The sequence below is a fragment of the Clostridium sp. TJA020 genome, assembly GCF_058310295.1.
The window spans coordinates 667868-689194 of sequence record NZ_JBZEFC010000001.1 but is presented as its reverse complement, the minus strand read 5'-3'; the positions used below and the strand labels follow the sequence as shown (position 1 = coordinate 689194).

Here is a 21327-nt window from a genome sequence, read left to right as displayed (position 1 = left end):
AGTATGGCAATGGTAATGAAAGCTTATGAGTATGAAGTTCCTAGTATATATGTATATTATTCAAATGATTTAAAAGATTTAAGTAGATTAGATGAAGTATTATGGGGAATAGAAGAAGAAGGAATACCTTTTGATTTAAAAGCTAAAGAATGTAATACTTCTGAAGAACTTAGTCATTTAGCATCAATGCAATCTAAACTTTTAGTTGGTATAGGAATTGATAGTAAGGGCAAAATAACTTTAACACTAAATAAGTTAGAAAAAGATAAACCTTTATTTACTATGAACTTAGATGATGATAACAGTAAATTAAGAGATCTAGGTTCAAATGCAGGAAGATTAGTTAAAGGTATAGCTTTTAAATAATATTAAGGAGTAATTAATATGTATAAAATCTACACAAAAACAGGTGATAAAGGAACTACAGCACTATTTGGAGGAAGCAGAGTTGATAAAGATAGTCTAAAGGTTGAAGCATATGGAACTGTAGACGAATTAATATCATCAATAGGTTTTGCTTACTCAAAAATTCAATTAACAGAACAAAGAGAAGAGCTTAGAAATATACAAAAAAAATTATTTAATTTAGGTGCTGAACTTGCAAGTGATGAAAACGGAATTAAATATTTAAAAGAAATAGTTACTAAAGAAGATATAGAATATTTAGAAAAACTAACAGATAAATATATGGAAATAACAGGTCCTTTAAGAGAATTTGTTATACCAGGAAAAAATGAAATATCAGCAAGCTTACATATAGCAAGAACAGTATGTAGAAGAGCTGAAAGAAGAATAATAACTTTAAAGAGAGAAGAATCTTTAAGGGAAGAAGTTTCAAAATATATAAATCGTTTATCAGATACACTTTTTGCAATAGCAAGATATTTTGAAGAAATGTAAAGGAGGATATTGATTACTATGAAAAAGTTAAATGAAGTTAAAGAGTTAAGTTTAGAAATAGTAAAGGAAATGGCAAAAGCAGCTGAAGCAAAAGCAACTGAAATGAATGTTCCAGTTATATTTGCTGCAGTAGATAAGGGTGCAAACTTAATGTTAATGCACAGAATGGAAGATGCATTCATAACAAGCATTGATATAGCTATAAATAAAGCTTATACAGCAGCTTGTTTAAAACAAGGAAGTCATGAAATTGCAGATGTTGTAAAACCAGGAGATAGCCTTTACGGATTACAACTTACAAACAATCAAAGAATCGTACCATTTGGTGGTGGATTCCCAATAATAGTTGATGGACAAGTTGTTGGAGCAGTTGGAGTAAGTGGTGGAACTGTCGAAGAAGATATGGCCATTGCACAAGCTGCAGTTGATGCTTTTAGTAAAGAATATTAATATTTTAAAATTAATATATAAACAAATCTAGGAGGAATTTAAAGATGAGAATGTACGATTATTTAGTACCAAGCGTAAACTTTATGGGAGCTAACTCAATAACAGTAGTTGGTGAAAGATGTAAAATATTAGGTGGAAAGAAAGCTTTAATAGTTACAGATAAATTTTTAAGAGGATTAAAAGGTGGAGCAGTTGAATTAACTGAAAAATATCTAAGAGAAGCAGGAATAGAAGTTGCTTATTACGATGGAGTTGAACCAAATCCAAAGGATACAAACGTTAAAGATGGATTAAAAATATTCCAAGATGAAAAGTGTGATATGATAGTTACAGTTGGTGGAGGAAGCTCACATGACTGTGGTAAAGGTATCGGTATAGCAGCAACTCATGAAGGAGATCTTTATGACTATGCAGGAATTGAAACATTAACAAATGCACTTCCTCCAATAGTTGCAGTTAATACAACAGCAGGAACAGCTAGTGAAGTTACAAGACACTGTGTTATAACTAACACAAAAACAAAAGTTAAGTTTGTTATCGTAAGCTGGAGAAACTTACCATTAGTTTCAATCAATGACCCAATGTTAATGGTTGGTAAGCCAGCAGGACTTACAGCTGCAACAGGAATGGATGCATTAACTCATGCTGTAGAAGCATATGTATCAAAGGATGCTAATCCTGTAACAGATGCTGCTGCAATCCAAGCTATAAAATTAATATCAAATAACTTAAGACAAGCAGTTGCTTTAGGAGAAAACTTAGTAGCTAGAGAAAACATGGCTTACGGTTCATTATTAGCTGGTATGGCATTTAATAATGCTAACTTAGGATATGTACATGCTATGGCTCACCAATTAGGTGGATTATATGATATGCCTCACGGTGTAGCAAATGCAATGCTTTTACCACACGTTGAAAAATATAACTTAATTTCAAACCCTCAAAAATTCGCTGATATAGCTGAATTCATGGGAGAAAATATTGAAGGATTATCAGTAATGGATGCTGCACAAAAAGCAATAGATGCTATGTTCAAGCTTTCAACTGATATCGGAATTCCAGCTAGATTAAGAGATATGGGAATAAAAGAAGAAGATTTCGAATACATGGCTGAAATGGCTTTAAAAGATGGAAATGCTTTCTCAAACCCAAGAAAAGGAAATAAGCAAGATATAATCAATATCTTTAAAGCTGCATACTAATTATAAGTTATAACATAAAGCCCCTTTAGCTTTAATAAATAAAGGGGCTATTTTAATGACATAATTTATTACAACAGGAGGAGTTTTTAATGAATTTAGGAACATTTATGGCTGAACTTATAGGAACTGCTATATTAGTATTATTAGGTGATGGAGTAGTTGCAAACGTTGTTTTAAAGAAATCTAAAGGTTTTAATTCAGGATGGATGGTTATTGCATCAGGTTGGGCGTTTGCTGTTGCTGTTCCAGTATTTATGTTTGGAACTATAAGTGGAGCACATTTTAATCCAGCAGTAACTTTAGCTTTAGCTGTTACTGGTAACTTTGCTTGGAGTCAAGTGCCAATGTATATATTAGCTCAATTTATAGGAGCCTTTATAGGAGCTACATTAGTTCTATTATCATACTATAATCATTTTGAGGCTACAGAAGATAAAGCTACAAAACTTGGAGTATTTTGTACAGCTCCAGAAATAAGAAATCCAAAGTGGAATTTTATAACTGAATTCATAGGTACATTTTTATTAATGTTTGGAATATTAGGTATATCATCAAGTCCTTTTGTTGATGGGCTTCAACCTTTAGCTATAGGAATACTTATATGGGCTATAGGATTATGTTTAGGAGGTCCAACAGGATACGCAATAAATCCTATAAGAGATTTTGGGCCAAGATTAGCTCATTTTATATTACCTGTACCAGGTAAGGGTGGATCAGATTGGAAGTATGCTTGGATACCAGTTGTAGCACCTATATTAGGAGCTATAGTATCTGCTATAGTATATGGAATTATATTTTAAAGTGGTTTTTAAACCACTTTTTTTATAGTATATATTATATAAATAGAAAAGTTTTAAATTTAGCTTTTATTTTAACTTAAATAAGGTTACAATTAAAATATAATGTTAAGTAATGTATCTTAATTATAAGGAGGAATGAAAATGGATAAAGAATTAAATAAATGCGGATGTGGAAATCACAATCATGAAGGAGAACATGAGTGTTGTGGAGGACATCATCACGATGAAAACCATGAATGTTGTGGAGGACACGGACATCACCATGAGCATGGAGAAGGATGTGGATGTGGAGAAGACCATCATGATCATTTTGTAGTAGATTTAGTAGATGATGAAGGAAATACAGTATCATGTCCAATTATAGATGCTTTTCAATTTGAAGAAAATGAATATGTTTTAGCTAAAAATATGGATGATGATTCAGTATATTTATTTAGAGTTTCAGAAGAAAATGAAGAACTAATAGTACCTGATGAAGCTGAGTTTGATAAAGTTAGAGCTTATTATGAGGAAGTATTAGCAGAAGACTAATATTAAAAGATAGAGTGGTATTTTGCCACTCTTTTTTTGAAATATTTATAAGATTTTATTAATTTACATATAAATTTAAAAGTGGTATAGTCATTATATAGATAAGGATGGTGTAATTATATGAAGTACGCAGATTTACATTTACATTCCACCTTTTCTGATGGCAAACTAACACCAGAACAAATATTAGAAGTATCTAAAAACAATGGAGTTAAGTATATTTCTATAACAGATCATGATTCTATTGATTCACAATATATAACTAGAGGAAATAATGATGGAATTAATGTTATACCTGGTATAGAGTTTAGTAGTGAAATATATGAATTTGAAATTCATATATTAGGATATTTTATAGATATAGATAATAAAAATTTAAATGATGTAGTAAATAATTTAAAAAAATCTAGAATAAAAAGAGCAAAAAGTATAATAGATAAACTTGAAAATGAAGGAATATATTTAAATATTGATGATATTATAAAAGATAATTTATCTATTGGAAGAGCTCATATTGCAAATGAAATTGTTAAAAAGGGATATGAGGAGAATTTTAAAGGGGCGTTTTTAAAATATCTTTTAAAAGGAAAGCCGGCATATGTTTCAGGTGAAAAATTAAATTATAAAGATGCTATTAAGGTTATAAAAGAGGCTGGTGGAATAGCAGTTTTAGCACATCCAGGCAAAATATATAAAAGTATGGCAGTAGAAAAAATTATAAAAGAATTAAAATGTTATGGATTAAATGGAATCGAAGTTTACCATCCAAGTCATTCAAAGGATCAAGTAAATTTATTTTATAATTTAAGTAAAAAATATAAGTTATCCATAACAGGTGGAAGTGATTTTCACGGAGGATATAATAAAGAAATTTGCATAGGCTATGAAGGTATAGATGAAAATTTATTAAATAAGTTAATTAATAATAAAGGCAATAAGTAGAAAAGGGGAAGTTAAATGAAATTATCACAAAGAGCAAAAGGAATTTCAGCATCAATAACTTTAGAAATTACAGCAAAGGCTAAAGAATTAAAAGAAAGTGGTGTTGATGTAATTAGTTTTGGAGTTGGAGAGCCAGATTTTAATACTCCAGAAAATATATTAAAAGCAGCTAATTGTGCTATGATAGAAGGAAAGACTAAATATACAGAAGTTGCTGGAGTAAAAAATCTTAGAGAAGAGATATGTAAAAAACTAAAAAAAGAAAATAATTTAGATTATAAAATAGATCAAATAATAGTAAGTAATGGAGCAAAACAATGTTTGGCAAATGCTTTTATGGCGATATTAAATCCAGGAGATGAGGTTATAGTACCAATGCCTTATTGGGTTAGTTATCCAGAACTTATTAAGCTTTCAGGTGGTGTTCCTGTTTTAGTAAATACTAACGAAAACAATAGTTATAAATATACTGAAAATTGCCTAAAAGAAGTTTTAACAGATAAAACAAAAGCTTTAATTATAAATAGTCCTAATAATCCAAGTGGTGCTGTTTATTCTAAAGAAGAACTCTTAGAAATTGCAAAATTTGCAGAAGAAAATGATTTGATAATAATATCAGATGAAATATATGAGAAGTTAATATATGATGGAGAAAAGCATATAAGTATAGCTTCTCTTTCAGAATATGCGTATGAAAATACAATAGTAATAAATGGACTTTCAAAATCATCAGCTATGACTGGATGGAGAGTTGGATATGCTGCTTCAAATAGAGAAGTTATTAAGCATATGGTTAGTATACAAAGTCATATGACATCAAACATTAATTCAATAACACAATATGCTTCTATAGAAGCTCTTAAAAATTCTTTAGAATCAGTTGAGGAAATGGTTAAAGAGTTTGATAAGAGAAGATTATATATGGTTGAGAGATTAAATAAAATAAAAGGAATAGATTATATAATACCAAAAGGTGCGTTTTATATAATGGTAAATGTATCAAGTACTTATGGAAAAGAAGTTAATGGAGAAAAGATAACTGATTCTATTAGTTTTTCAAGAGAATTGCTTAAAGAGAAGAGTGTTGCAGTAGTTCCTGGAATTGCATTTGGACTTGATAAATATATAAGACTTTCATATGCAACTTCAATAGAAAATATTAAAGAAGGATTAGACAGAATAGAAGGTTTTATTAATTCTCTATAAATATTTGAAAATGATTAGCTTTAAAAATTGAAAGCTAATCATTTTTTATAAATTTTATTTTTTAATTAAATAAGTTTAATAAATAGTATATAATATATATAGAAAAAATATTTGGAGGAACATATGGTAAAGCTAGGAATATTCGATGTTGATTTTACAATAACAAAAAAAGAAACATTAATGCAATTTTTTAAATATATGATACATAAGGATAAGAAAAATATTAAATTTCTTCCAAGAGCAATATTTTCAGGTATTATGTATGGTATAGGAATATATGATGAAAAGAAAGTTAAAGAAACTTTTCTTAAATTTATAGATGGTATAGAAGAAAAGGAATTATCATATATAGTTAAAGAGTTTTATAGTGACGTACTTAGCAATATATTGTATGAAGATGCTATAAAAATGATGAGAGAATTAAAATCAAAAGGTTATAAAATTTATTTAATATCAGCATCACCAGAATTTTATTTAAATGAGTTTTATAGTTTCAAAGAGGTAGACAAGATTATTGGAACTAAGTTTAAATTTAAAGATGGAAAATTCATAAGAGAGATGGACGGATATAATTGTAAGGGTGAAGAAAAAGTTAGAAGATTAATGGAAGAATTAAAGAAAGATAATATAGAAGTTGATTTTAAAGATTCATATATGTTTTCTGATTCTTTATCAGATAAACCTCTTTTAGATTTAGTCGGACATCCATATCTTATAAATTTTAAGAAAAAGAATAATATAGAAATACTTAAATGGAAATAAGAGAAAAAAAATAAAGCCATGCTAAAAATAGCATGGTTTTATTTTTATGAATTTATTATTGAATTTGTAAGTGGTGGTATTACTTGTTTCTTTCTTGAAAGAACTCCTGGTAAAAATGCCATAGAATCTTTAAGTTCTACTTTAAATGCTTTTTCAACTATTTCAGGTTGTTTTCCTGCAACAAGTATTTGTGATCCTTCAGTTAATATGTCAGTTAATAATAACATAAGCATATCAAATCCGCCTTCTTCAGCTTTTTTGCTCATGTATGATAACATATCATCTTTTAAAGGCATAAATCCTTCAATATCCATTGTATTAACTTGAGCTACACCAATTTTAGTATCTCCAATAGTAAATGGTTTGAAGTCTTGGTTGAATATTTGTTCAACTGTTTTACCTTGTAGTGAAGTACCGGCTTTAAACATTTCTTTTGCAAATTCTTCTAAATTTATTCCTGCTATTTCAGCAAGTTTATTACAAATATATTTATCTTGTTCTGTGCAAGTTGGGCTTCTGAATAATAATGTATCAGAAATTATAGCACCACATAATAATCCAGCAATTTCTCTTGATGGTCTTATTCCATTTTCAAAATAACATTTAGCAACTATAGAAGATGTACTTCCTATAGGCTCGTTTCTGAAGAATATAGGGTTACTTGTTTGGATATCAGCAACTCTATGGTGGTCTATTATTTCAAGAACATCTGCTTCTTCAAGACCAGGTACTGATTGACCTCTTTCGTTATGGTCAACTTGAATAACCTTTTTCTTGAAGTTTGAGATTAAGTGGTATCTTGAAATAGTACCAATAACTTTTCCTTCAGAATCAACTACAGGATAGCTTCTATATCTAGTTTCAAGCATTGTTTCTTTAACATCTTCAACTAAATCATCAGTAGAGAAGGATACGATATCATCTTTAACCATAACGTATCTTACTGGGATACTTTGAATTATAAGTCTTGAAGCTGTAAATGAATCATGTGGAGTAGAAATAACTGTTATTCCAGCTTCTTTAGCTTTAGCTAAAAGCTCATCACTTAATGAACTTGATCCTATTAAAATCATTAAAGAAACTTTTTCGTTAATTACTTCTTCATGAATTTCAGGTCTATCGCCAACAATTACTATATCACCTTCATCTACATGTTCTTTCATTGAATTTGGTTGCATAGCAGCAACGCAGATTTTACCTGGAAATACTTTAACATTTTCATTTATGTATAAAGCTTTTGCAGATAAAGTATCAATTATATTATCAATACTTGTCTCGCTCTTGCTTAATATTTTGTTATCCCATATGTCCATGTAAGAAGATGTAAGGTTTGAAATTGATAATAAACCTATAAGGTGGTCTTTATGGTCACCTACAGGAATAGATTTAATATTTTTATCTCTCATTATATTCCAAGCCATTTTTAAAGATATATCAGGTGATATAGGGCTGATATTATCTATTTTTAAATCTTCAACTTTTAATTTAACTGTCTCTAAAAATTCAGGTGCTTCAACATTAAAATAGTCTAAAATAAATTGAGTTTCTCTACTAACATTTCCAAGTCTTACAGGAATAGCTGGAATATTACCAGTTTTATTTTTAAGCTCTGCGTAAGAGATGGCAGCACATATTGAATCTGAATCTGGATTTTTGTGTCCAGTAACATATACTACATTCTTCAAAGACATTACCTCCTTTATCTTATGAATTTACAGTATAATTGTACGACCTAAATAACAAAAAGTAAAGCAGTAACTTTAATTAAAACTTTTCATAAGTTAATAAATTTTAAATATATATATATAAGAATGCTTAAATAAGGAGGAATTCTTAAGGTGATACAGGAACAAAATATAATTCCAGGGCTTACAACAAAAGAAGCAGAGAAGCGAATTAAAAACTTTGGATTAAATGAATTAGAACAAAAAGGTAAATCATCTCCTATAAAAATATTATTATCTCAATTTAATGATTTTATGGTTTGGGTTCTTATAGGTGCAACTATTATATCAGGTTTTATGGGAGATACGGCAGATGCAATAACAATACTTATTATAGTTATAGTTAATGCATTACTTGGATTTTTTCAAGAATTTAAAACTGAAAAATCCTTAGAAGCTTTAAAAGATATGGCGGCACCTACTTGTAAAGTTTATAGAGATGGAAGAATAAAGGTTATTAATTCTAAATATTTAACAATAGGTGACATAGTTATATTAGAATCTGGTGATAGAATACCAGCAGATGGAGAATTTTTAGAAGCTTCTGGAATAGTAGTTGATGAATCTTTGTTAACAGGAGAATCAGTAGGAATTAATAAAGATTGTAACAAAGGAAATAATTTAGGATTTATGGGAACAAATGTTTTAAAAGGAAAAGGACTTTTTAAGGTAGTAGAAATTGGAATGAAGACAGAGATGGGTAAAATAGCAAATCTGCTACAAAATATAGAAGAAGATAAATCACCTCTTAAAGAAAAGCTAGATTCGCTAGGTAAAATATTAGTAGTTATTTGTTTAGCTATATGTATAATAGTTACTGTACTTGGAATTATAAGAGGAAATGAAGTTAGAGAAATGTTCTTACTTGGAGTTTCATTAGCTGTAGCTGCAATACCAGAAGGACTTGCAGCAATAGTTACTGTTGCTTTAGCACTTGGTGTATCTAAAATGCTTAAAAGAAATGCCCTTGTTAGAAAACTACCAGCTGTTGAAACATTAGGTTGTACGTCTGTAATATGTTCTGATAAAACAGGAACTCTTACTCAAAATAAAATGACAGTAAAAGAAGTATATTTAAATGGAAAAATAATCGAATTAGAAAAAGAAGATATAAATAATGTTAGAGGTATATTAAAGTTAAAATCTGCATTAGTACATTGTAACGATTGTCAGATTGATAAAAAGAGTAAAAAAATAGATAGAGCATTATTTGGAGATCCAACAGAAACAGCATTAGTTAGAATGTTCTTTAAAAATGTAGATGATTTAAAAAATTTTACTAAGGATGTAAAAAGAGTGTTTGATATTCCCTTTGATTCAACTAGAAAAATGATGTCTGTAATAGTTGAGGAAAATGGAAAAGAAATATGTTATGTAAAAGGTGCTCCAGAGAGAATATTAGAAAAGAGTAATTATATATATGAAGATGGAATAGTAAAACCACTTACTTATCAAAGAAAGAAGATGATTACTAATTCAATTGAAGCTATGTCTTCTAGAGCTTTAAGATGTATTGCAGCAGCTTATAAAGCTGATAATTTAATGAAAAGTGAAAAACTTGAAAGTGATTTAATCTTTATAGGACTTGCTGGAAGCATAGATCCCCCAAGAAGTGAAGCAAGAGATGCTGTATTAAAATGTAAGCTTGCAGGAATAAAACCAGTAATGATTACAGGTGACCATCAAAAAACAGCTTTTGCTATAGCAAAATCTTTAAACATATGCAAAAATGAAAGTCAAGTGTTAACTGGAGAGGATTTAGAAAAAATGACTGATAGAGAGCTCTACAGCAAAATAGATTCAGTTAGAGTATTTGCACGAGTATCTCCAAGTCATAAGCTTAGAATAGTTAAGGCATTTAAATCGAAAGGAAATATTGTTGCAATGACAGGTGATGGGGTAAATGATGCTCCAGCCATAAAAGAAGCTGATATTGGTATTTCTATGGGACTTTCAGGAACTGATGTTACTAAAGAGGCTTCATCAATGATACTTATGGATGATAATTTTAGTACTATAGTTGCTGCTGTTGAAGAAGGACGAAATATATATGATAATATTAGAAAATTTATAAGATATCTTTTATCATGTAATTTAGGTGAAGTTTTAACAATGTTTTTAGCAACAATATTTATGTTGCCAAATCCTCTTACTCCAATTCAAATTTTATTTGTAAATTTAGCGACTGATGGACTTCCAGCTATTGCGCTTGGTGTAGATCCAGCAGATAGTGATATAATGAGACAACAGCCTAGGGAAAAGAAAGAGAGTGTATTTGCAAGAGGACTTACAGAAAAGATAATTATAAGAGGAACCCTTATAGGTGTTTGTACACTTTTAGCTTTTATGATTGGAAGATTTTATAGAATGGATCTTGAAACTTGTAGAACAATAGCACTTTCAACTTTGATAATGTCACAGTTATTTCATGTATTTGAGTGTAGATCAGAGAGACATTCAATATTTGAGATAAAATTATTTACAAATCCATATTTAGTTGGAGCGGTTTTAGTATCAGTAATAATGTTACTTTCAATTTTATATGTACCATTTTTAAGCTCTATATTCCATACAGTACCACTTATGCTTAATCATTGGATGATAGTATTATTATTCTCTGGAGTAATAGCATTTATAAATAGTGTTTATTTATATATAAAATCAAAATAATTAAAATTATAAAATTAAATTTAAGAGTATTTTTTAGAAAAATTATTTATTTTAAATTTATTTTATAAGATAATTATTAAGAGGTGATATTTATGATTAAACATATAGTTATGTGGAACTTAAAAGAAGAAAATAGAATGAAAAATGCAAAGAAGTTAAAAGTATTATTAGAAGATTTAAAAAAAGATATAAAAGAAATAAACGAAATTGAAGTCGGAATAAATTTGAATAATAGTAATGCTAGTATGGATGTAATTTTATATTCAGTATTTAACAATTTAGATGATTTAGATATTTATCAAAATCATCCAAAGCATTTAAAGGTTAAAGAATTCGTTAAAGAAATTGCAACAGATAGAAAAGTTGTAGATTATGAAATATAAATAATAAAAGCTACGTTTATACGTAGCTTTTATTATCTTTGTCTCATTCTTGAAGCTGTTTGTCTAGCTTTTTTTATTTGAGAATGATCTATTGGTATTAAATCTTTCTTTGTAGTTAGATTTAAGATATTTTGAACTTGAAGAATTTCTGAGTCTTTCTTTCCTTTAACGCCTTTAAGTCCCATAATCATTACTTTATGACCTTTATTTAATTGAATAAAGTCAGGTTCTTTAAACCATCTACTTTTCTTATATCTACATTTAATAGCAGCTCTACCTACTTCAGGTTTGATTATCATATCAACAATTAATTTATGAAAAATAATATAATTTTTCTTTTCAGTTTTAACTGAAATTACAGTACCAGAAGCACTTGTTATTCTATCTCCATATTTTTCAAAGTAAGAGTCTCTAAAATATTTATCAAATTTATCTCTTAATCCCATAAACAAATTCTCCTTTTTAAATATAAGTCCGTGTCAATTGGATAAATCCATTATAACAAGTAGTATTATAACATAAATGAAAAATTAATAAAATAAAAAGTTAGTATAAGAAAATACCGTAAATATAAATATGTTTAATTAAAAATAAAGCTATTTATATTTTATTAAATTAACTTCTAGAAGTTAATTTAATAACTTTTAGTCATATTAATGACATAAAAATATAGTATAATTAAATTGGTTTTAATTAATAATTAAAAGATTATTATGAATTTTAATGTATAATATATTTGTTATTAAGAAATGGGGATGGTTAAATAATGAATAATATTTTATACTCTATTACAAATAAGGTTATTGAAAATTATAAATTAGTAAAGCATAAATTAAGATTTGATGGAGAATATATAAATCATTTTGCATCATTAATATTTGAAGAGGATTATAATATTGATATAGATAAAATAAAAGAAATAAGAAAGTATATAAAAACAAATACAAATAAAATGTCAAGCTTTAGAGGCGATATGTTATATATGATATCAATACTCATAAGTAAAGAGGAAAATTATAAAGAGTTTTCAGACAAAGTAATAAATATAAATGATATATTAGAAGAAAATGATTTTAAAGAAAATGATTTTTTAGTATTAGCAGCTTATACAATAGCAAAACATATAGAATTTAATAACATCGATAGCACAATAAAAGATATGAAAATAATTTATAATTCTTTAAAAGAAAATTATAAAGGATTTACTGATGAGGAAGATTATTTGGTGTGTGCTCTTCTTGCAATAAAAAATAATAAAAATAAAGGTGAAGCCAAAAATATTCATGAATATATAGATAGCATGTTCAAACATCTTTTAGATTTAGAGCACTATTCTAAAAATGATCTTCAAGGAATTGCAAGTAGTATAGTTTTAAATGATAAAGCCTCAGCACCCTATGAAATTAAAGCATTAATAAATGCATTTAATAAAAATAATATGAAAATTAGTGATGAAGTATTGCCTTTAATTGGAATTATTGAAAGGGAAGAAAATATAAATAGTTATTTAGAAAAAATAAATGAAGTAAATCAGTATTTATGTGATGAAGATGGGGAATATGCTTTTTATATGGATAAAACATTTAGAACTTTAATTTCTATAGTTATAGTAGAGTTTTATGAGTTATTTAAAAATTCAACGAAAAATGAATTTTTAAATGAATTAATATGTTTTTCAGTATATTCATTTCTTGTTAGTAAAAAACAAGGGATTTTTGAGGAGGTTTTAGCCTAGTAAATGGAGCTTTATGAAAATATAATACTTCATGTTGATATGGATGCGTTTTTTGCATCAGTTGAACAAATTGATAATAAAAAGTTAATAGGAAAACCTGTAATAGTAGGTGGAGTTAGTGAAAGAGGAGTTGTATCTACATGCTCTTATGAAGCAAGAAAATATGGTGTTCACTCAGCAATGCCTTTGTTTATAGCAAGGCAACTATGCCCTACAGGAGTATTTTTAAATGTAAGACATTCAAGGTACAAAGAAATATCAAGAAGAGTCTTTGAAATATTTAGAGAAGTTACAAATTTAGTTGAACCATTATCAATAGATGAAGCTTACTTAGATTTGATGAGTGGTACTATAGAAAAAGGAGAAAATGTAGCAAGATATATAAAAGAAAGGGTTTATAAGGAATTAGGATTAACTTTATCTATAGGAATTTCTTATAATAAATTTTTAGCTAAACTTGCATCAGATTGGAATAAACCAAATGGAATAAAGATAATAAGTAAGGATATGGTGCCAGAAGTTTTATTTCCTTTATCAATATCTAAAATATATGGGCTTGGGAGTAAGTCTGTAAGTAAACTTAACAATATGGGATTTTTTAAAGTTGAAGATTTATATCCTCTTTCTAAAGAATTTTTATTTGAATATTTAGGAAAGCAAGGTGTAGAAGTATTTCATAGAATAAGAGGGATTGATAAGAGAAAAGTAACTATAATTAGAGATAGGAAATCTATTGGAAAAGAAAGAACTCTTAAAAGAGATACTAAAGATAAAAAAGAACTTATTAAATATTTGGAGTTTTTTTCAAGAAATATATCAGACATACTTATAAAAGAAGATAAATTTATAAAAACTGTTACTTTAAAATATAAAACTAGTTCCTTTAAAAATCATACAAGAAGTAAAACATTAAAAGATTATATTAGAAGTTTTGACGATATATTTAAAATAGCAAAAGAAATTTTAATAGAAGATAGTCTTAAAGAAGATATAAGATTAATAGGGCTTAGTGTATCTTACTTTAAAGAAAGTTTAGAAGAACAAATATCATTATTTTAGTGTGCTTTTTTTTAAATGATATATTATTGACAATATTGTCGAAAAAGTTCTATAATCACATTAGAGTCATTATGTAAAGGAGTGCAAAAAATGAATAAAAAAGAATTAGCAAAAATGATAGACCATACATTATTGAAACCTGAAGCAACAAGTGAAGGAATTAAGAAGCTATGTGAAGAAGCAGTAAAATATAATTTTGCATCTGTATGTGTTAATCCAGGAAGAGTAAAAGAAGCATATGAAATAGTTAAAAATAGTGAAGTTAAAGTATGTACAGTTATAGGATTCCCTTTAGGAGCTACAACTACTGAAGTAAAAGTTTTTGAAACAAAAGATGCTATCCAAAATGGAGCAACTGAAGTAGATATGGTTATAAATGTTGGAAGACTTAAAGATAAAGATTATGATTTTGTAAAAGAAGATATAAAAGCTGTAGTAGAAGCTGCTAAAGGAAAGGCTTTAACTAAAGTTATAATTGAAACTTGTCTTTTAACAGATGAAGAAAAAGTTATAGCTTGTAAATTATCAAAGGAAGCTGGAGCTGATTTTGTTAAAACTTCAACTGGATTTTCAACAGGTGGAGCTACAGGAGAAGATATTAAGCTTATGAGAGAAACTGTAGGAGAGAATATGGGAGTTAAAGCATCAGGTGGTGTAAGATCATTAGAAGATGCTTTAGTTATGATTGAAAATGGAGCTACAAGAATAGGAGCTTCTGCTTCAATAGCAATATGTGAAGGAACAGAGTCAGATAGTACGTATTAATTTAAAACGTTTTAAAATCCTTAAGAAAAAATTCTTAAGGATTTTTTTTATTTTCAAAAATTATATCTAAAATGAAATAACTAGAATATTAATATAATATACAAATATAAAATAAGGAGGAATTATCTAAATTTACTAAAGGTGAATTTAGTAAAAGCATTAGTATGAAGAAAGAATTAACTCTAAAAGAAATAATTTATGATTTGGAATATGTTAACGAAGGGGATGGGGTAACTATTAAGGATATTCCAGAAATAAATACTCCTTACAATGAAATAAAGGCTGCCCTTAATATAAGGAGGCAAGGATATAACTTGTATATTATAGATTCATTTTCAAAAGATAAGATAGATGGGTTAGTTAATTTCATAGATAATGAATATAAGTCTTTAAAGCCTCCTTCAGATATATGCTATGCAACTATTAAAGATATAAAAAGTCCATTTCCTATATTTGTTTCTAATGGAAAGGGGAAAAGCTTAAAAAAAGAAATAAAAAAATTAAAAGAAGAGTATATGATAAATTTTTTAGAATTTTTCAATATGTCATCAGATGATGAGAAAGATGAAATTGTAGAAAATATACATCTTAAAAGAAATAAATATATAGGGGAATTAGTTGAGGTTGCAAAGCAAGATGGATTTGATGTTAAAGCAACTTCAGGAGGGTTTGCATTCATTCCATTAAACGAAGGAGAAGTAATGACAGAGAAGGAGTATGATGAACTAGATATTAAAGATAAAGATATAATAATTCAAAAAGCTAGTAAGCTTAAAGAAAGAGCAGAAATTATATTAGATGATTTAAAAGATTTAGAAGTTAATTCAATGGAAAGGATAAAAGTTATATTTAGGGAATATATAAATGAACGAATGGAAAACTTAAAGGATGATCTTCTTTTAGATTTTATAGGAGATGACGATGTATATAATTATTTAATAGCTTTATATGAAAGTATAGAAGACGAACTTATAGAAAATTACAGTATAGATTTAGAAGATGAGGATGAAACAGTTGAAAAGATTTTGTCAAAATACAATATTGAAGTTATTGTAGATAATTCAAAAAATAATCATCCTTTAGTAATATATGAAGATGATCCAAATATAGCGAACCTTATAGGTAATATAGAATATGAAAGTCAAAATGGTAATTATACCACAGATCTTTCACTAATAACTGCAGGTTCACTTCTTAAGGCAAATGAAGGCTGTTTAATAATAAGACTTAATAAACTTATTCAAAATGGTAATAGCTATTATCAACTTAAAAACTCATTGATGTCTGGAAAAGTGAATTTAGATAGTAATAGAAATTATTTAGAATTACTATCTATAAATGGATTAAAGCCTAAGTCAATACCTATAGATGTAAAAGTTATAATTATAGGAGATTATGAAAGTTATTCAATTTTATATAATCATGATGAAGAATTCAAAAGTTTATTTCCATTAAAATGTGAAATAAAAACTGAAATTGGGAATGTAAAAAATATAATTAATGAATTAGTAGAATTTATAAAAGATAGAATTAAGAAAAAAGAATTACTAGATTTAGATAATGAAGGAATAAAAGTTTTATTAAGGTATTTAACAAGAACAGCTTCAAATAGAGAAAAGATAAATATAGATGAATTTAAAATAGATACTATATTAGTAAGAGCAGATAATATAGCAAGAATAAAGAAGGAAAATAAAATATTAAAAGAATTTATAGAAGAAGTAATATATGAGAAGGACAGCATAATTGATGAATATGCTGATATGTATAAAGAAAATAAAATCTTTATAAAGACAGATGGAAGATGTATAGGGAATGTAAATGGACTTGCTGTATTAGATACTGGAATTTTTAGTTTCGGAAAGCCTTTAAGAATAACATGCTTAGCATTAAAAGGTGAAGGTAATGTTATTGATATTCATAAAGAATCAAAGTTAAGTGGTAAAATTCATGAAAAATCAATAAAAATATTAACAGGGTTATTATATAGTTTAGTATCACCATATAAAAAGTTACCTATAAATCTTCATTTAAGTTTTGAACAAAGCTACGGACTTATAGAAGGCGATAGTGCTTCAGTTGCAGAAATGATAGCTATGTTATCTGCTATAAGTAAAATTGGAGTAGATCAACGTATAGCTGTTACAGGATCTTTAAATCAATTTGGAGAAGTACAGCCTATAGGTGGAGTAAATGAAAAAATAGAGGGATTTTTTAATGTATGTAAAAGAACTACAGGTATTAAAGGAAAAGGGGTTTTAATACCATCTACTAATAAAGATGAATTAGTATTAAATAAGGAAGTTGAAGAAGCTATAAAAAATGGGGACTTTCATATATACGAAATGGAAACAATAAATGATGCAATAGAAACATTAATATTAGATAATGATGAAACTGTAGAAGATTTTTATAAAAAAATAAATAAAGAAATAGAAAAATATAATAATTAATAGATTGTTATAAGGAGCAAAAACTGCTCCTTATTTTTTTAAAATATATAAAATATGTAAAGTAATTGACTTGAAAGAAAGTTATATGTTAAAATATGGAAGAAAAGGGTGATGAGGAGGTGAATTACTCTAAAGGGAACTTTAGGGTATTATGTATGTATCTTAAATTTAATATTATAGAAAACAAGTTGATTGCTCATCTTATTGGCGAGTTAGATCACCATAGTTCTCAAGAAATTAGAGTTAAAATTGATGATAGAATAGACAGAGATAACATAACAAATGTTATATTAGATTTTAGTAAAGTAACATTTATGGATAGTTCAGGAATTGGTGTTGTTGTAGGACGATATAAAAAGGTTTCTGCAAATGGAGGTAATATTTGCGTTGCTAATGTAAGTAAAAGTGTAAATAGAGTTTTTGAATTATCTGGATTATTTAAAATTATAAAAAACTTTAATACTGTAGATGAGGCAGTAAGGTGCATTTAATGGAGGGGTTTTATAATGTACGATAATAAAATAAGTATTGAATTTTTAAGCAAATCTGAAAACGAAGGTTTCGCAAGAGTTGCAGTATCAGCTTTTGTTTCTCAATTAGATCCCACAATAGAGGAGCTTACAGATATTAAAACAGCTGTTTCAGAAGGTGTAACTAATTCTATTATTCACGGATATGAAAATAAAGAAGATGGTAATGTAAGAATTGATGCCTCAATTTCTGGAACTTTAGTTGAAATAATAATATCAGATTTTGGTGTAGGAATAGAAAATGTTGAAAAGGCAAAAGAACCTTTATACACTTCAAGACCGGATCTTGAAAGATCAGGAATGGGATTTACGGTTATGGAAAGTTTTATGGATAGTTTGGAAGTATATAGTGAAAAAGGAAAAGGTACAAGGGTTGTTATGAAGAAAAATATTGATACTGAAATAGATTAGGGGAAAAATATGAGCATTGAGAATTATAAAAGAGAGGAATTTAATTATGATGACAATTCTGAATTGTTGCCTTTAGCTAAAAATGGTGATAAAAAGGCATTAGACAGATTAATTGAAATGAATTTACCGTTGGTATCATCTATAAGCAAAAAGTTTTCTAATAGAGGATACGATTATGAAGATATATATCAAATTGGCTCGATAGGTCTTGTAAAAGCTATAAAAAATTTTGATGAATCATTTAATGTTAAATTTTCAACATATGCAGTTCCTATGATTATAGGAGAAATAAAAAGATTTTTAAGAGATGATGGAATTATAAAGGTAAGTAGAAATGTAAAAACATTAGCGAGAAAATTACATTATGCTAAAGAAGAGCTTACCAAAAAGTTAAATAGAGAACCTACTATAGATGAATTATCAGAGTATTCATCTATAGATAAGGAAGAGATTATAATTGCATTAGAGTCATCATCAAGCATGCAATATTTGTATGATACTATACATCAAGATGATGGTGCACCAGTACTTCTTATAGATAAAATAAGTGAAAATGCTGAAGAAGATTCTGAAATGATAGAAAGAATAGCGCTTAAAGAAGCTATAGGAACATTAGATGTAAAGTCAAGACAAATTATAATACTTAGATATTTTAAAGATAAAACCCAGGTACAAGTAGCAAAAATGTTAGGTATAAGTCAAGTTCAGGTATCTAGAATAGAAAAAAAAGTATTATCTAAAATGAAAGAAAAATTGTCAGATTAGAATGAGATTTTAAAATCTCATTCTTTTTTTATGAAAATATTAATTATAAGAATTAGATTAATTATTTTACAAATAATAATGATATATATTTTTGAAAGGAGAGAATAGGTTTGAAAAGAAAAAATAATAAAGAAAATATGGTAAAAGAAAAATTTAAAAAAATAACTAAAGAAACTGAACCTAAACCTCAGCTTACAAGACATTGTATAAGAGCTTTTATAGTTGGAGGATTAATTTGTGATGTTGGTCAGTTAGTATCAGATATATTTTTAAGAATTGGATATTCAAAAGATGAAGTATCAAGTATAACAGCAATAATAATGGTATTTTTAGGAGCTTTATTAACGGGAGTTGGTATATATGATAAGATTGCAAATTATGGAGGAGCTGGTACTGTTGTACCAATAACTGGTTTTGCAAATGCTGTTGTTGCACCAGCTATCGAATTTAAAACAGAAGGTTTTGTTTTTGGAGTTGCAGCGAAAATATTTACAATAGCTGGACCAGTATTAGTTTATGGAATAGGATCATCTGTAATAATTGGATTAATATACTATCTAATAAAAATATTTTAATTAGCTTATGAATGGAGGTATTAATGTGGATAATATAAAAAAAGTAGGAGGGCAAACTGTAAAATTAAAAAATCCTCCTAAAATAATTTCAGCTTTTTCAATTGTTGGACCAAAAGAAGGGGAAGGACCATTAAAATCATATTTTGATCAAGTATTAAATGATGAAACTTATGGTAAAGAAAGTTATGAAAAAGCTGAAAGTGAAATGATGTATACATCAATAAAAGAATCTATAAGAAGAGCAAATTTAAAAGAAGAAGATATAGATTATATGTTTTCAGGAGATTTATTAAATCAAATAATTTCATCAAGTTTTGCAGCAAGAGAGTTAAATATACCTTTTTTTGGACTTTATGGTGCATGTTCAACCATGTCAGAATCCTTAAGTCTAGCATCTCTTATAATAGATGGAGGATTTGCAAATTATGTAGTAGCAGCTACTTCATCTCACTTTTGTGCTGCTGAAAGACAATTTAGATTTCCTTTAGAATATGGTGCTCAGAGATGTAAAACAGCTCAATGGACTGTAACAGGATCTGGTGCAATGGTTCTTGGGAAAGAAGGGAATTTTCCTAAAATAACATATGTTACTACTGGAGTAGTAAAAGATTATGGAATAAAGGATGCTAACAATATGGGAGCTGCAATGGCGCCAGCTGCTGTTGATACTATATATAATCATTTCAAAGATACGGGAAGAACAGCAAAAGATTATGACATAATAGCAACAGGAGATCTTGGAAAAGTAGGTAAGGAAATATGTGATAAGTTGATATTAGAATATGGATATGATATAAGAAATAATCATGTAGATTGTGGAGATATAATATTTAACAATGAACTTCAAGGCACAGAGGCTGGTGGAAGTGGATGTGGATGTTCAGCAACAGTTACATGTGGATATATATATAAAAAATTAATGAGAAAAGAAATAAAGAGTGCTCTTATAATATCAACAGGTGCTTTAATGAGTACAACATCATCTCTTCAAGGAGAAAGTATACCTGGTATAGCACATGCGGTAGCTATAGAGATGGATTAAGGAAGGAGATAAATAAAATATGGATTACGTAAAAGCATTTATAATTGGGGGGATTATATGCGTTATAGCTCAAATTTTAATGGATAAAACTAAACTTACACCAGGAAGAATTTTAGTTTTATTTGTAACGATAGGAGCAGTATTAGGAGCCTTTGGTATATATGACAAACTTATAGATTTTGCAGGAGCGGGAGCAACAATACCATTGCCTGGCTTTGGAAATTCTTTGGCTAAATCAGCTATAAAAGAAGTTGATAAAATAGGATTTTTTGGAGCTTTTAGTGGGGGTATAAAAGGAGCGGCAGCAGGAATAACAGCGGCTATAATTTTTGGTTACATAATGGCAATTATTTTTAAGCCTAAAAGTAAATAAATTTAGAATAAATTTTATAATTAATTGTCTATACTCACTATTAGAGGTG

General features: G+C 27.8%; 23 protein-coding genes. 21 read left to right on the top strand and 2 right to left on the bottom strand.

Going from position 1 to position 21327, the window contains the following annotated elements; genetic code table 11:
• The first annotated feature begins 3 nt into the window (after positions 1-3).
• From AC4FQ1_RS03605 to AC4FQ1_RS03565, 9 genes are all read left to right on the top strand, one after another.
• The gene (locus AC4FQ1_RS03605) at positions 4-366 is read left to right on the top strand and encodes a glycerol dehydratase reactivase beta/small subunit family protein (protein WP_303128393.1); all 363 of its coding nucleotides are present in this window, start codon (positions 4-6) and stop codon (positions 364-366) included.
• Between the two features lie 18 nt (positions 367-384).
• On the top strand, positions 385-900 hold the full coding sequence (locus AC4FQ1_RS03600) for a cob(I)yrinic acid a,c-diamide adenosyltransferase (protein ID WP_303128394.1): 516 nt from the start codon (positions 385-387) through the stop codon (positions 898-900).
• A gap of 18 nt (positions 901-918) precedes the next feature.
• Entirely contained in the window at positions 919-1350 is a 432-nt protein-coding gene (locus AC4FQ1_RS03595) for a GlcG/HbpS family heme-binding protein (protein WP_491146755.1), read from the top strand.
• 44 nt (positions 1351-1394) lie between these two features.
• Positions 1395-2552 (top strand): 1,3-propanediol dehydrogenase, encoded by a 1158-nt coding sequence (gene dhaT, locus AC4FQ1_RS03590; RefSeq protein WP_303128397.1) that lies wholly within the window; start codon positions 1395-1397, stop codon positions 2550-2552.
• An 89-nt stretch (positions 2553-2641) separates the two neighbouring features.
• The gene (locus AC4FQ1_RS03585; RefSeq protein ID WP_303128398.1) at positions 2642-3352 is read left to right on the top strand and encodes an MIP/aquaporin family protein; all 711 of its coding nucleotides are present in this window, start codon (positions 2642-2644) and stop codon (positions 3350-3352) included.
• A 141-nt stretch (positions 3353-3493) separates the two neighbouring features.
• On the top strand, positions 3494-3883 hold the full coding sequence (locus AC4FQ1_RS03580; protein WP_303128399.1) for a DUF1292 domain-containing protein: 390 nt from the start codon (positions 3494-3496) through the stop codon (positions 3881-3883).
• 120 nt (positions 3884-4003) lie between these two features.
• Positions 4004-4825 carry a PHP domain-containing protein gene (locus AC4FQ1_RS03575; protein WP_303128400.1) on the top strand — a complete coding sequence of 274 codons (822 nt, stop codon included), beginning with the start codon at positions 4004-4006 and terminating at the stop codon, positions 4823-4825.
• A 15-nt stretch (positions 4826-4840) separates the two neighbouring features.
• Positions 4841-6031: a pyridoxal phosphate-dependent aminotransferase gene (locus tag AC4FQ1_RS03570; RefSeq protein WP_303128401.1), complete on the top strand. Its 1191-nt coding sequence runs from the start codon at positions 4841-4843 to the stop codon at positions 6029-6031.
• Between the two features lie 123 nt (positions 6032-6154).
• Entirely contained in the window at positions 6155-6793 is a 639-nt protein-coding gene (locus AC4FQ1_RS03565; RefSeq protein WP_491168936.1) for an HAD-IB family hydrolase, read from the top strand.
• A gap of 44 nt (positions 6794-6837) precedes the next feature.
• On the opposite strand, the gene AC4FQ1_RS03560 is transcribed toward AC4FQ1_RS03565, so the two are convergent.
• Positions 6838-8478 (bottom strand): putative manganese-dependent inorganic diphosphatase, encoded by a 1641-nt coding sequence (locus AC4FQ1_RS03560; RefSeq protein WP_303128404.1) that lies wholly within the window; start codon positions 8476-8478, stop codon positions 6838-6840.
• A gap of 153 nt (positions 8479-8631) precedes the next feature.
• On the opposite strand from AC4FQ1_RS03560, the gene AC4FQ1_RS03555 reads away from it, so the two are divergent.
• Together AC4FQ1_RS03555 and AC4FQ1_RS03550 are read left to right on the top strand one after the other, a co-directional pair.
• Entirely contained in the window at positions 8632-11187 is a 2556-nt protein-coding gene (locus AC4FQ1_RS03555; RefSeq protein ID WP_303128405.1) for a calcium-translocating P-type ATPase, PMCA-type, read from the top strand.
• Between the two features lie 92 nt (positions 11188-11279).
• Positions 11280-11570, top strand: a complete 291-nt coding sequence (locus AC4FQ1_RS03550) for a Dabb family protein (RefSeq protein WP_303128407.1) — start codon at positions 11280-11282, stop codon at positions 11568-11570.
• 32 nt (positions 11571-11602) lie between these two features.
• Here the strand turns inward: AC4FQ1_RS03550 and AC4FQ1_RS03545 are convergent, their stop codons facing one another.
• Entirely contained in the window at positions 11603-12016 is a 414-nt protein-coding gene (locus AC4FQ1_RS03545) for a hypothetical protein (protein ID WP_303128408.1), read from the bottom strand.
• Positions 12017-12336: 320 nt separating this feature from the next.
• Between AC4FQ1_RS03545 and AC4FQ1_RS03540 the strand changes: the two genes are divergently transcribed.
• The 10 genes from AC4FQ1_RS03540 (at position 12337) to spoVAE (ending at position 21278) form a co-directional block, all read left to right on the top strand.
• Complete coding sequence (locus AC4FQ1_RS03540; RefSeq protein ID WP_491168935.1) at positions 12337-13305, top strand: DUF4003 family protein; 969 nt, start codon at positions 12337-12339, stop codon at positions 13303-13305.
• Positions 13306-13308: 3 nt separating this feature from the next.
• Entirely contained in the window at positions 13309-14364 is a 1056-nt protein-coding gene (locus AC4FQ1_RS03535; protein WP_491168934.1) for a DNA polymerase IV, read from the top strand.
• A gap of 90 nt (positions 14365-14454) precedes the next feature.
• Entirely contained in the window at positions 14455-15129 is a 675-nt protein-coding gene (gene deoC / locus AC4FQ1_RS03530) for a deoxyribose-phosphate aldolase (RefSeq protein ID WP_303128417.1), read from the top strand.
• 164 nt (positions 15130-15293) lie between these two features.
• Positions 15294-17582, top strand: a complete 2289-nt coding sequence (locus AC4FQ1_RS03525) for an AAA family ATPase (protein WP_491168933.1) — start codon at positions 15294-15296, stop codon at positions 17580-17582.
• A 155-nt stretch (positions 17583-17737) separates the two neighbouring features.
• A complete protein-coding gene (gene spoIIAA / locus AC4FQ1_RS03520) occupies positions 17738-18073 on the top strand; it encodes an anti-sigma F factor antagonist (RefSeq protein WP_491168976.1) in 336 nt (111 codons plus the stop codon).
• 15 nt (positions 18074-18088) lie between these two features.
• Positions 18089-18523, top strand: a complete 435-nt coding sequence (gene spoIIAB, locus AC4FQ1_RS03515) for an anti-sigma F factor (protein ID WP_491146763.1) — start codon at positions 18089-18091, stop codon at positions 18521-18523.
• A gap of 9 nt (positions 18524-18532) precedes the next feature.
• The gene (gene sigF / locus AC4FQ1_RS03510) at positions 18533-19288 is read left to right on the top strand and encodes an RNA polymerase sporulation sigma factor SigF (RefSeq protein WP_303128426.1); all 756 of its coding nucleotides are present in this window, start codon (positions 18533-18535) and stop codon (positions 19286-19288) included.
• Positions 19289-19425: 137 nt separating this feature from the next.
• Complete coding sequence (spoVAC, locus tag AC4FQ1_RS03505; protein ID WP_303128594.1) at positions 19426-19863, top strand: stage V sporulation protein AC; 438 nt, start codon at positions 19426-19428, stop codon at positions 19861-19863.
• Between the two features lie 25 nt (positions 19864-19888).
• Positions 19889-20905 carry a stage V sporulation protein AD gene (gene spoVAD / locus AC4FQ1_RS03500; RefSeq protein ID WP_491168932.1) on the top strand — a complete coding sequence of 339 codons (1017 nt, stop codon included), beginning with the start codon at positions 19889-19891 and terminating at the stop codon, positions 20903-20905.
• A gap of 19 nt (positions 20906-20924) precedes the next feature.
• Positions 20925-21278: a stage V sporulation protein AE gene (gene spoVAE, locus AC4FQ1_RS03495; RefSeq protein WP_303128430.1), complete on the top strand. Its 354-nt coding sequence runs from the start codon at positions 20925-20927 to the stop codon at positions 21276-21278.
• The last annotated feature ends 49 nt before the right edge of the window (positions 21279-21327 follow it).

Excerpts from the sequence above, each read along its gene's own strand:
- AC4FQ1_RS03550 (WP_303128407.1), top strand. The coding sequence starts at position 11,280 with ATGATTAAACATATAGTTATGTGGAACTTAAAAGAAGAAAATAGAATG.
- spoVAE (WP_303128430.1), top strand. The coding sequence starts at position 20,925 with ATGGATTACGTAAAAGCATTTATAATTGGGGGGATTATATGCGTTATA.
- sigF (WP_303128426.1), top strand. The coding sequence starts at position 18,533 with ATGAGCATTGAGAATTATAAAAGAGAGGAATTTAATTATGATGACAAT.
- AC4FQ1_RS03565 (WP_491168936.1), top strand. The coding sequence starts at position 6,155 with ATGGTAAAGCTAGGAATATTCGATGTTGATTTTACAATAACAAAAAAA.
- AC4FQ1_RS03585 (WP_303128398.1), top strand. The coding sequence starts at position 2,642 with ATGAATTTAGGAACATTTATGGCTGAACTTATAGGAACTGCTATATTA.
- AC4FQ1_RS03595 (WP_491146755.1), top strand. The coding sequence starts at position 919 with ATGAAAAAGTTAAATGAAGTTAAAGAGTTAAGTTTAGAAATAGTAAAG.
- AC4FQ1_RS03580 (WP_303128399.1), top strand. The coding sequence starts at position 3,494 with ATGGATAAAGAATTAAATAAATGCGGATGTGGAAATCACAATCATGAA.
- AC4FQ1_RS03575 (WP_303128400.1), top strand. The coding sequence starts at position 4,004 with ATGAAGTACGCAGATTTACATTTACATTCCACCTTTTCTGATGGCAAA.
- AC4FQ1_RS03525 (WP_491168933.1), top strand. The coding sequence starts at position 15,294 with ATGAAGAAAGAATTAACTCTAAAAGAAATAATTTATGATTTGGAATAT.
- AC4FQ1_RS03605 (WP_303128393.1), top strand. The coding sequence starts at position 4 with ATGGCAATGGTAATGAAAGCTTATGAGTATGAAGTTCCTAGTATATAT.
- AC4FQ1_RS03545 (WP_303128408.1), bottom strand. The coding sequence starts at position 12,016 with ATGGGATTAAGAGATAAATTTGATAAATATTTTAGAGACTCTTACTTT.
- spoIIAB (WP_491146763.1), top strand. The coding sequence starts at position 18,089 with ATGTACGATAATAAAATAAGTATTGAATTTTTAAGCAAATCTGAAAAC.
- spoIIAA (WP_491168976.1), top strand. The coding sequence starts at position 17,738 with ATGTATCTTAAATTTAATATTATAGAAAACAAGTTGATTGCTCATCTT.
- AC4FQ1_RS03600 (WP_303128394.1), top strand. The coding sequence starts at position 385 with ATGTATAAAATCTACACAAAAACAGGTGATAAAGGAACTACAGCACTA.
- AC4FQ1_RS03570 (WP_303128401.1), top strand. The coding sequence starts at position 4,841 with ATGAAATTATCACAAAGAGCAAAAGGAATTTCAGCATCAATAACTTTA.
- AC4FQ1_RS03535 (WP_491168934.1), top strand. The coding sequence starts at position 13,309 with ATGGAGCTTTATGAAAATATAATACTTCATGTTGATATGGATGCGTTT.
- deoC (WP_303128417.1), top strand. The coding sequence starts at position 14,455 with ATGAATAAAAAAGAATTAGCAAAAATGATAGACCATACATTATTGAAA.
- spoVAC (WP_303128594.1), top strand. The coding sequence starts at position 19,426 with ATGGTAAAAGAAAAATTTAAAAAAATAACTAAAGAAACTGAACCTAAA.
- dhaT (WP_303128397.1), top strand. The coding sequence starts at position 1,395 with ATGAGAATGTACGATTATTTAGTACCAAGCGTAAACTTTATGGGAGCT.
- AC4FQ1_RS03540 (WP_491168935.1), top strand. The coding sequence starts at position 12,337 with ATGAATAATATTTTATACTCTATTACAAATAAGGTTATTGAAAATTAT.